Below are 7,543 nucleotides of genomic sequence, written 5' to 3'. Positions count from 1 at the left end.
CGTTCGCGGATCAGTGAGGCGACTGGTGTACCCGCGCAACCGAGCGTTCGCGGATCAGTGAGGCGACTGGTGTACCCGCGCGAACGAGGCGTTCGCGGATCGGCGAGGTGACTGGTGTACCCGCGCAACCGAGCGTTCGCAGATCAGCGAGGTGGCTGCAGGTGCCCGCGAGGTACGCCGGTCCTGCGGAGCCCGTGGCGTGAGGCAGTGCAGGCTTCGGTGTGGCCCTTGTTAGTGGGGATGTTCTTTTCGGGGAGTTTATTTCGCGTCTTGTGAGCCCGCGCGATCGTGCGTGGCCCTGTGAGCGGGGCTGTGGTGAAAGCAGCGGGCGCGATTGGCGTGAGTGCAGCGGGCGGGGCTTTGGCCGAACAGCTGTAGCGTGGCGCTCGATCAACGTTTCCTGAAACCCTGTTCGGCAAGACGAAGACCGAACAGACGCAGCGCGCACCGCGCCGCGAATGCCGCGCAGCCTGCGGCCAACGCCATGCAGCCTGGAGCGAATGCCGCACAGCCTGCGGCGGCTACCCCAGCAGCTGATGCACCCGTGCGGCCAGCAGATCGATGGCCACGTCATTGGCGCCGCCCTCGGGCACGACCACGTCGGCGTAGCGGCGGGTGGGCTCGATGAACTGCAGGTGCATGGGGCGCACCGTGCTCATGTACTGATCGACCACTGAGTCGACCGAGCGACCGCGCTCGACAGTGTCGCGCCGCATGCGGCGGATGAAGCGCACATCAGCGTCGGTGTCGACGAAGACCTTGATGTCGAGCAGGCTGCGCAGCCGCTCGTCTTCGAGAATGAGAATGCCCTCGACGATGACACAGACGTGCGGCTCGACGTTGAGCACGTCGGGCAGGCGCGAGTGCGTGATGAACGAGTACATGGGCTGCGGCACGGTCTTGCCGTCGCGCAGGTCGTTGATGTGCGTGATGAGCAGATCGTTGTCGAATGCGAACGGGTGATCGTAGTTGATCTTTGCCCGGTCTTCGAAGCTGAGGTGTGCGTTGTCCTTGTAGTAGGCGTCTTGCGGAACCACCACCACGCTGCCGGGCGGCAGGTTCTCGACGATCTTGCGCACCACCGTGGTCTTGCCGGAACCCGAGCCGCCCGTGATGCCGATGAAGAGACGCTTCATGGCGTTGACGTGTGGCCTGCAGGCGTCGAATGCGACGGGGCCTTCGACGCGCCTGCACCTGCGCCCGAAGACGACTTGGCGGGCGCCGCGGCCGGTGTCGCGGTCGAAGCGGAGCCTGCGGGCGCAGCGGCCGCGTGGGGCTTCGGCTTGCGTGGCCGTCCACCGCGGCTGGCGAGGGTGGTGGGGCGCTTCGACGCCACTGCGTGGCGATCGGGCACCTCGACCATGATGTTCACGCTGCGCACGCCCCACGCGAAGCACGCGCGGTTCGAGGGCATCCACAGGTCGATGACGTTTCCGCGGATGGCGCCGCCCGTGTCGAGGGCCTTGCCCCAGCCGTACCCTGGCACATAGAGGCGGGTGCCCAGGGGGATGAGACGGGGATCGACGGCGATGGTGCCCATGCGCGTCAGGGTGCCCCCGGCGGTGCGTCCGCGAAGCGCGTAGGCGGTGGCCATCACGCGCAGCGGGCGCATGTTCGGGCCGGGCTTCGGCGCGGCCTCGGCGGTGCGCGAGGGCTTCGCGGGAACGCGCGCGCGGGCTGCCACAGCGGGGCGGTTCGGGTCGCTGACCTCGAAGATGGCCGGCATGTCGGCCACGTAGGCCAGTGGGGGTGCAGCCTGGGCTGGCGTTGGCCGCGCTGGGACGAGCGGGGCGGCCGAGACGGCCTCGGGGCGACCGCAGAGGCTGGCGGTGAGGGCCGTGGCCAGGGCGAGTCGCGCACAGAGCGTGTTCATGTTCTCCCCTTTCATGGGGCCGTGCGTGCACGGCCGTATGGGCGGGTGGGCCGCCAAGGTGCGAACAGCCAGCACGGCTTCTTGGCGGGCCCGCAGGTTCAATATCAGACCCTGCCGCTCCTGCCACACGGGTGTGGCGAAGCCGACGCATCAGGTTCAATCCGCCGGAGGGAGGCGCATCGCACAGGTCGGGTCTGCGCCGGGCGCAAAGGGGCTGTTGCAGGGCATACAGGGGCCGTTGCGCGGCGCACAGAAACGCATCGTGCAATGCCCGAGAACACCCCGCTCATCTTGTTCGTGGAAGACGATCCCGCGGTGCGCTCATCGGTGCGCCGCCGTCTGGTCTTCGAAGGGTATCGGGTCGAGACCGCCGAGAGCGGCCCGGAGGCTCTCGAGAAGCTGGGGCTGGGTCCGGACCTCGTGCTGCTCGACGTCATGCTGCCGGGCTTTGATGGGTTCGAGGTCACCGAGCGGCTGCGCCGCTTCAGCCAGGTGCCCGTGCTGATGCTCACCGCGCGAGACACGGTTCCCGATCGCGTGACCGGTCTGGCCATCGGGGCCGACGACTACCTGGTGAAGCCGTTTGCCATTGAAGAGCTGCTGGCCCGCATCCGCGCGCTGCTGCGTCGGGCGAGGGTTGGTGCGGCGCCCGTCGATGGCGCCCCCTCAGGCGAGGGGCTCGGCTATGCCGACCTGCGCCTCGATCTCGGCACGCGAGAGGTCTTTCGCGGTACGACGGCCATTGCGCTCTCGCAGCGCGAGTTCGACCTGCTGGCGTATCTCTTGCGCAATCCGCGCCAGGTGCTCAATCGCGATCAGATCTTCGCGGCGGTGTGGGGCTCTGACCACATGGGCGAGTCGAACATCATCGACGTGAACGTCAAGAGCCTGCGACAGAAGCTCGAGGTCGACGGGCTCCCGCGGCTCATCCAGACCGTGCGCGGCGTGGGGTACGCCCTGCGCGAGGGCTGAGCCGTGATGTCTGTGCAGGTACTCACCGCCGTCACCGTGCTCAGCCTGATCACCCTCGCGGTGGTCGTGCATCGCGCGCGCGCCCAGGTCGCGCTGCTGCGCCGGGTTGTGCGTACCGCGGAGGAGATCGTCGCGTCGGGTGACGCCTCGAAGCGCGTCGAGATCAGCCAGAGCGAGGTCGATGACGCGGCGCGCATCGCTCGCGCGTTCAACAAGGGGGTCGAGCGCCTCGAAGGCATACTCGAAGCGCAGCGCCTCATGCTCGCCGATACCTCGCACGAGCTTCGCAATCCGCTCACGGTCATCCGCACCAACGTCGATCTGCTGGGCAAGCCCCTCGACGAAGAGACGCGGCGAGAGGTGGCCGAAGAGACCGAGCGCGAGATCGCGCGCCTGATCACCCTCGTCGAAGATCTCTCGCTGCTCTCGAAGACACAGAGCACGCCGCTGCGCCTCGAGCCGGTGCGACTCGATGTGCTGGCTCGCGAGACCGTCGATAAGATGCGGGTGCTGGCCGTCCATCGCACCCTGTCGATGGACGATGGTGGGGCTGAACCCCTGGTGCTCGGAAATCCGGAGCGCCTGCGCCAGGTGCTCGTGAACCTCATCGGCAACGCCTTGCGCTACACCGAGCACGGCGGGAACATCGTCGTGAGTGTGGGGCAGCGCGACGACATGGGCGTTGTCGAGGTGCGCGACGACGGCATCGGCATCGCCGCCGAGCACCTGCCGCGCCTCTTCGATCGCTTCTATCGCATCGACTCGGCGCGGGCCCGCTCCACTGGGGGGAGCGGCCTGGGGCTGGCCATCGTGAAGGCGCTCGCCGAGGCGCATCACGGGCGGGTCGAGGTCGAGAGCACCCTCGGCAAGGGGAGCGTGTTCCGCGTCTTCATCCCCCTCGAAGAGACCGTCACCCCGCGCATCACCCGCCCGATGCCGCCGGTGCAGGCAGGGTAGCCTCAGGGCATCACTGCTGCTGCTGCTGCTGCTGCTGGGCCGACTCGTCGTGCTCGCGCAGGCGCCGTCGCGCGAGCACCTTGTGGTTGGGCTTGCGCACCGTCTTGTCAGAGTCGGCACGCAGCGCGATGCTCACCTCGAGCTTCTGGTCGCCGCGCCCGAAGAACACACCCTTCAACGGGGGCACGTCATCGTAGTCGCGCCCCACGGCCACGCGGATGCGTCGGTCGCGACGCGCCTCGCCGTTGGTGGGGTCGAGCTCGAGCACGCCTCCCGTGGGCCACACCACCTCGACCCAGGCGTGGCTGGCCACCTCTTGCGACGGGTCTTCGGTGGCGAGATAGCCGCTCACGTACTGCGCGGGGATGCCCGCGGCCCGCGCCACGCTGCAGAAGTAGTGCGAGTAGTCCTGGCAGACGCCGCGCCCCTCGAGCAGCAGGGCCCGCACCGTGCGCCCCACATAGGTCGCCTGCGTGTCGTAGGTGAAGCGGGCCTTGATCTGGGCGGCCAGCGCGCGCACGGCCTCGCCGGGGGTGGGGTGCCTGCGCAGGGCTCGAGCAGTTGCCGAGTCTGCCTTCGGATCGACGTAGCGGCTCGGCATGGTGAGCTCGAACCAAGGACCCTCGGTGCGCAGGCGGTCGAGCTCGGCCCAGCTGGGGCCCTCGCTGCACGGGACAGGACCGATGACCTCCACCGACGAGCGGGTGTGCACGCGCAGGCGGCTGTGCGGCGTCGAGATGCTGAAGCTCTCCACCGTGTTGCCGAAGGCGTCGACGTGTCGCAGCGGTGTTGCGGTGGGCTCGATCACCACGTCGTAGCGCAGCAGGCGCTGGGTGGGGGTATCGAGGGGGCGCAGGTGCAGCTGGTTGTAGCTGCGCGCGACCTCGCCGCCGTAGGTGAGTACCGTTGAATGCTCTACTTCATAGCGCACTGTTGAACTCGGTGGCGAGAAGCACCGGCTCCAATCCGAAGATCTCTCCCTGGAGGTCGGCGTGCACGGCGTCGAGGTCGGAGAGAACCTCGCGCAGCAACGCTTCAGGGCGCGCCATCACCTCATCGGCGTGGCGGAAGTCGAGATCGGCGCGAAGGCGCTGCAGGCGCCGCGCGGCGCGAGTGGCGTCGTGGCCGGCCGAGAAGAGGGCGCGATGAGCCTCGCGGGCCGAGTAGGTGAGCGAGCGGGGGAAGACGTCGGAGCGCATCACGAACGACACCACGTCCTTCGAGCGCACCAGGCCGCTCGACACGCGGCGAAAGGCGTGGCTTCCGCTCACGAACCGCAGGAGGGTGAGCCAGCGATGCATGGAGGCTTCGTCGAGGTCGAACAGCCGCGGCACCATGACGAGCAGGGTGCGGGCCGTCATGCTGGTGCGTTCCATATAGCGCCCGGCATTGAGCCATGCCCATCCGTCATCGCGGATGAGCGTGTTGTCGATGGCGCCCCAGATCAGGTCGCAGCGCTCGCGTATCCACTCGTAGAGCGAGTCGGGCAGGCTGAGGTCGGCGCGTTGGGCGCGGCGCTCGAGCCCGAGGTAGAAGCCGTTCACCGCGGTCCACACCTCGAGTGTGAGGCGGTCGCGCACGATGCGCGCGTTCTCTCGCGCCCTGCGCACGGCCGTGCGGATCGAGTGATCGGTCTCGGCCAGCAGCAGGGTGCTCACCACCTCGGCGCGGGTGCTGGCGCCTGACCCTTCGAGGCCGCAGACCTCCCGCCGGTCTCCTCCTGCACCTCGAGCAGGCGGAGCATGTCATCGACCCGTTCCACGTAGCGACCCAGCCAGTAGATGTTCTCGGCGATGCGTGCGAGCATCAAGACCTCCCGCGCCCGGCCGGTTCGAGAACCGTGGGCCGTGATGGCGTGGCTGTCGACACATTCGAGCGTTCGAGCACCCACGTGTCCTTCGAGCCGCCGCCCTGTGACGAGTTCACCACCAGCGAGCCCTCCACCAGCGCCACGCGCGTCAGGCCCCCTGGCAGCACGAACGAACCTTGCGAGCCCGTGACCACGAACGGCCGCAGATCGATGTGGGCCGGGTACACGCGGCCGCCGTTGTAGACGGGGGCGCGCGACAGCTGCACCACCTCTTGCGCGATGTAGTTTCGCGGATCGGCCACGATCTTGCGGCGGAAGTCGGCGATGTCCTTGTCGCTCGCCTTCGGGCCGATGAGCATGCCGTAGCCGCCAGCCTCGCCCACGGCCTTCACCACCAGCTGATCGAGGCGCGCCAGAACGTGCTCGCGCTGCGACGGATCTTCGAGCAGGTAGGTGGGCACGTTCTTGATGATGGGCTTCTCGCCCAGGTAGTACTTGATCAGATCGGGGATGAAGGCGTAGATGGCCTTGTCGTCGGCCACGCCTGTGCCGATTGCGTTGGCCACCGTGACGTTGCCCGCGCGAATCGCCGACAGCAGGCCCGGCACGCCCAGCACCGAGTCGGGGCGGAAGGCCACCGGATCGAGGAAGTCGTCATCGATGCGACGGTAGATGACATCGACCCGCTGCAGTCCGTGGGTGGTGTGCATGAACACCGAGTGGTCGAGCACGACGAGGTCTCGCCCCTCCACCAGCTCGATGCCCATCTGGCGTGCCAGGAACACGTGCTCGAAGTAGGCCGAGTTGTAGATGCCAGGCGTGAGCGAGACCACCACCGGATCGGTGCGGCCTCGCGTCGACACGCTGCCCAGCGCGCGACGAAGGGCCGTCGGGTACACGTCGACCGGTCGCACCTTGTAGCCATCGGTGAAGAGGCGGGGGAAGACGCGGCTCATGGCGCCGCGGTTCTCGAGAACATACGACACGCCGCTCGGGACGCGCAGGTTGTCTTCGAGAACGCGGTACTCGCCGTTGATGTCGCGCACCAGGTCGATGCCGGCCACGTGCGCCCACACGCCGCCCGGCGGCGAGTAGCCGCACATCTGTCGTCGATAGCCCTTGCACGAGAGCACCAGCGACCAGGGCACGATTCCGTCGTGCAGCGCGTGGCGCTCGTTGTACACGTCATCGATGAAGGCGTTGAGGGCGCGCACCCGCTGTATGAGGCCCTGCTCGAGGCGCGTCCACTCGCGGGCCGGGATGACCCGCGGGAAGAGGTCCATGGGGAAGGGGCGCTCGAGGTCGCTCCCGAGGGTGAACGTGATGCCCAGCATGCGGAACGATTCGTCACGCAGCAGCTCGCGCTGGTTCAGGTCGCGCTCGGTGAGCTCGCCCAGCCGGCGGATGAGGCTCTGGTAGTGGGGACGGGGGTGGTGCGGTGCGCTGAACACCTCGTCGAAGAAGCCGTCGAGGGGGTAGTCGATCTGCACGCGGGGCTCCTGATCGGCTTGGAGCGATAGCTCCAGGGTGCAGGCATGTTCGCACCGCACCCTGCAACCTCCCGCCGAGGTGGCCTGTTCGTGCTGCGCAGCACGAGGGCCGCGATGGCCGCGGCCCGTCGTCAAGCCTGATGGGCGTGCTGCGCAGGCGCAGCACTAGGCCCCGCGCAATCCGTCCACCAGAACCCACTCGATGGCCGCGTCTGGTGCGAGGGCCTTCACGTAGTGCATGTCGTTCGTGCCGAAGGGGGCGTTGGGCCCCGTGTCGAGAACGCTCGACTGCACGGTGGCGTGCTTTGCGTCGAGAACGCCTGAGCTCAGCCAGGCCGGTCCGCTCGAGACCGCTCGGTCGTTGAGCACGGCGGGGGCGTGGCCGGCGGTGAGGTAGCGCTGCCGCTGGGCGGGCGTCACGGACGAGAGCGCGGCGTCGAG

At 68.3% G+C, this 7,543-nt stretch carries 9 protein-coding genes; 2 read left to right on the top strand and 7 right to left on the bottom strand.

Annotated elements, in window-relative coordinates; genetic code table 11:
* Positions 1-521: 521 nt before the first annotated feature.
* Both EB084_15540 and EB084_15535 read right to left on the bottom strand, forming a co-directional pair.
* Positions 522-1,136, bottom strand: coding sequence for a uridine kinase (locus EB084_15540; GenBank protein NDD29671.1), 615 nt, complete (start codon positions 1,134-1,136; stop codon positions 522-524).
* On the bottom strand, positions 1,133-1,888 hold the full coding sequence (locus EB084_15535) for a hypothetical protein (protein ID NDD29670.1): 756 nt from the start codon (positions 1,886-1,888) through the stop codon (positions 1,133-1,135). The genes EB084_15540 and EB084_15535 overlap by 4 nt, the downstream gene beginning before the upstream one ends.
* 252 nt (positions 1,889-2,140) lie before the next feature.
* Between EB084_15535 and EB084_15530 the strand changes: the two genes are divergently transcribed.
* Positions 2,141-2,845, top strand: coding sequence for a DNA-binding response regulator (locus EB084_15530; GenBank protein NDD29669.1), 705 nt, complete (start codon positions 2,141-2,143; stop codon positions 2,843-2,845).
* A gap of 6 nt (positions 2,846-2,851) precedes the next feature.
* A complete protein-coding gene (locus EB084_15525; protein ID NDD29668.1) occupies positions 2,852-3,802 on the top strand; it encodes a hypothetical protein in 951 nt (316 codons plus the stop codon).
* A gap of 10 nt (positions 3,803-3,812) precedes the next feature.
* On the opposite strand, the gene EB084_15520 is transcribed toward EB084_15525, so the two are convergent.
* The 5 genes from EB084_15520 to EB084_15500 form a co-directional block, all read right to left on the bottom strand.
* A complete protein-coding gene (locus EB084_15520; protein NDD29667.1) occupies positions 3,813-4,733 on the bottom strand; it encodes a transglutaminase family protein in 921 nt (306 codons plus the stop codon).
* A complete protein-coding gene (locus tag EB084_15515) occupies positions 4,723-5,463 on the bottom strand; it encodes an alpha-E domain-containing protein (GenBank protein NDD29666.1) in 741 nt (246 codons plus the stop codon). Before EB084_15515 ends, EB084_15520 begins: the two co-directional genes overlap by 11 nt.
* Positions 5,457-5,609: a hypothetical protein gene (locus EB084_15510; GenBank protein NDD29665.1), complete on the bottom strand. Its 153-nt coding sequence runs from the start codon at positions 5,607-5,609 to the stop codon at positions 5,457-5,459. Before EB084_15510 ends, EB084_15515 begins: the two co-directional genes overlap by 7 nt.
* On the bottom strand, positions 5,609-7,102 hold the full coding sequence (locus EB084_15505) for a circularly permuted type 2 ATP-grasp protein (GenBank protein ID NDD29664.1): 1,494 nt from the start codon (positions 7,100-7,102) through the stop codon (positions 5,609-5,611). The genes EB084_15510 and EB084_15505 overlap by 1 nt, the downstream gene beginning before the upstream one ends.
* Before the next feature lie 165 nt (positions 7,103-7,267).
* Positions 7,268-7,543 (bottom strand): hypothetical protein (locus EB084_15500; GenBank protein ID NDD29663.1); only part of this gene is annotated, 276 nt, incomplete at its 5' end.

This window comes from Pseudomonadota bacterium, assembly GCA_010028905.1.
GTDB lineage: Bacteria > Vulcanimicrobiota > Xenobia > RGZZ01 > RGZZ01 > RGZZ01.
Note: the sequence above shows the minus strand (reverse complement) of the source record. Positions and strands in the feature narration are given on the sequence as shown.